This window comes from Microcystis sp. LEGE 08355 (assembly GCF_015207185.1).
Classification (GTDB): domain Bacteria; phylum Cyanobacteriota; class Cyanobacteriia; order Cyanobacteriales; family Microcystaceae; genus Microcystis; species Microcystis panniformis.
Window position 1 is genome coordinate 1 of the sequence record NZ_JADEXI010000608.1, and the last position, 2705, is coordinate 2705.

Sequence of the window (2705 nt, forward strand, 5' to 3'; positions counted from 1 at the left end):
CACCCCACACCCTACCCCCACGAAAAACTTTTTGCCGCAAACCCGATACTAATCCACGGTGCGACGAATTTGAAGACCACACCATTCTTGACGTTTCCATAGGGCAGCCACTGTCCAGCCTTGGGGTTCTAAAATATCTGTAACCGCTTGTGCTTGGGTGACGAGGATGCCGCTTAAAATTCCCCAAGTGGTGGGTTTTGCCAGACGGGTGATTGCGGGCATTAAAGCGATAATTGTCTCGGCTAAAATATTACAAACGATGCCATCAACACCATCGGGAATTAATTCTAACAACTCCTCGACACTACCCTGATTAATAGCTAAATTTTCGGGGTTAATCCCGTTGAGATGGCGATTACTGCCTGTCGCACTCACCGCCAGGGGATCTATATCGACAGCATAAACTTTTTTGGCCCCTAATAAAATCGCCCCGATCGCCAGTATGCCGGAACCACAACCGATATCGGCGATAATTTTATTCTCTGGATGGCTACTTAAACGCATTTCTAGGGATTCTAAACATAATTGGGTGGTGGGGTGGGTTCCCGTGCCGAAAGCGGAACCGGGGTCAATTTTAATCACCAATCTCTGGTTATTTTCCGGGGGATTTAACCAAGCGGGACAGATCAAAAAGCGATCTCCGATTTCGCTAATTTGCCAATGTTGTTTCCAACTGCTGGCCCAGTCTTCCTCGTTGATTAACTGCCAATGGCTAACAGGTTCAGAAAAACCTAAAATCAAAGCATCCTGCTTTAACCAGAGGCTTAGTGCCTCTAAATCGGGCAATTGCGCTTTAATTTCTGGTATATAGGCCTTAACCTCCAAAGAGGATTGTTTTTTAGCAGTGGCCGTTCCCGAACAGCCAAAATCTTCCAGTCTCCAGAAAACCGTTTCTTCGAGACTAGGTTCGCACAAAACCGTAATTTCCCACCAACTATTAGACATATATCAGTTATCAGTGATCAGGGATCAGTTATCAGATTTGAGTTTTCAGTTAACAGTAATAAGTGGCAAGTGCAGAGCTTTCTTTTCACTGATTACTGATTACTGTTTACTGATAACTGATTTAACCTAGAGTTTCACTGTGTAAGCATCGCGGATACCGAGGACCTTAGTAATTTCCGAGAGAAGACCTTCCGGTAGAGGATCATCGAGACTCAGGGCCATAACCGCATCACCGCGAATAATTTTGCGTCCTACCTGCATACTGGCGATATTGACGTTAAAACTGCCTAAAAGTGCGCCAATTTTGCCAATAATACCAGGCATATCCTGGTGAAGGGTGAATAACATATGATTACTCGGTGGCACGTTAATGGGGAACTCATCGAGGTCAGTAATGCGGATTTCTCCCGTACTTAACAGCGCTCCGGTGACGGAATGGGTCCCCATGGAACCATTCGCTTCCAAATGAATCGATCCCGAATAGTCCCGGGTGGAAGCATCCCGGGTTTCGATTACCCGGATACCGCGTTCCTTAGCTTCGATCGCCGCATTAACATAGTTTACCCGTTCCCGGAGGGCTTGGGAAAGTAAACCCTTAATTGCCGCCACCACCAGAGGTTGACTGTCTTTAGTGGCCAATTCTCCCTGTAAACGGACATTTAACGAGTCACAGCGACCTCCTGCCAACTGACTGACGAGATTACCCATAGTTTCCGCTAATTGCAGGTAAGGGCGCAGTTTTTCCATAACATCGGGAGTTAGTCCGGGGATATTAACGGCCGAACGCGCTGGCAACCCGAGGAGGACATCGCGAATTTGTTCGGCCACATCAACAGCCACACCAACCTGTGCTTCCGTAGTCGAGGCACCTAGGTGGGGAGTGAGAATGACGTTAGACAATTCTCTTAATCTAGATTCGCCTAAGGGTTCCTGTTCAAATACATCCAAGGCTGCCCCAGCAATTCTACCGGATTCGAGGGCTTCAATTAAAGCCAACTCGTCGATAATGCCGCCGCGGGAACAGTTAATAATGCGGACCGTTGGTTTCATCTTAGCGAGGGTTTCCCGACCGATGAGATGCTGGGTTTCGGGAGTTTTCGGGACGTGGAGGGTGATAAAATCGGACTCAGCAAAGAGTAGTTCCAGATCCACCAAGGTGCAACCGAGTTGATCGGCGCGTTCTTTGGAAATAAAGGGATCGTAGGCGAGAATTTTCATGCCTAGGGATCTAGCCACTTTGGCGACGTGGGAGCCAATTTTACCTAAACCGACGACTCCTAGGTTCTTTTTATAAACTTCTGTGCCGATAAAGCGATTTCTCTCCCATTTATTCGCTTTTACCGACTGATTGGCATCGGGAATATGTCGTGAAAGGGATAACATCATGGTCAAGGCGTGTTCGGCAGCGGCGATCGTGTTACCTTCGGGAGAGTTAACGACAATAATACCCTGACGAGTGGCCGCAGGAACATCGATATTATCGACTCCTACCCCCGCACGGCCGATAATTTGCAGTTTGCTGCCCGCTTCGACGATTTCTTTGGTGACGCGGGTACTGGAACGGAGCATCAGCGCGTCGTATTCGGGGATAATTTGAATGATTTCCTCGGCAGATAGTCCTGTTTTCACGTCCACTTGGGCAACCTGTGACAGAATTTCTACTCCTACCGGATCGATCGAATCGGATACCAGAACTTTGGCCATAATCTTTATAACGTGCTTTTTTCAGTCTACGGGCAAATGCTTGACCAATATTGGGG

2 protein-coding genes are annotated in these 2705 nt (G+C 47.8%); both read right to left on the reverse strand.

Translation table 11 applies throughout. The annotated features are described in order from the left end of the window. Positions 1 to 48: 48 nt before the first annotated feature. Complete coding sequence (gene prmA / locus IQ242_RS21845) at positions 49 to 945, reverse strand: 50S ribosomal protein L11 methyltransferase (protein WP_193961387.1); 897 nt, start codon at positions 943 to 945, stop codon at positions 49 to 51. Positions 946 to 1071: 126 nt separating this feature from the next. Continuing rightward, positions 1072 to 2649, reverse strand: a complete 1578-nt coding sequence (serA, locus tag IQ242_RS21850; protein ID WP_193961388.1) for a phosphoglycerate dehydrogenase — start codon at positions 2647 to 2649, stop codon at positions 1072 to 1074. Positions 2650 to 2705: the final 56 nt, after the last annotated feature.

What these genes read in the sequence shown, in the direction of transcription:
- serA (WP_193961388.1), bottom strand. Translation starts at nt 2,649, where the DNA reads ATGGCCAAAGTTCTGGTATCCGATTCGATCGATCCGGTAGGAGTAGAA.
- prmA (WP_193961387.1), bottom strand. Translation starts at nt 945, where the DNA reads ATGTCTAATAGTTGGTGGGAAATTACGGTTTTGTGCGAACCTAGTCTC.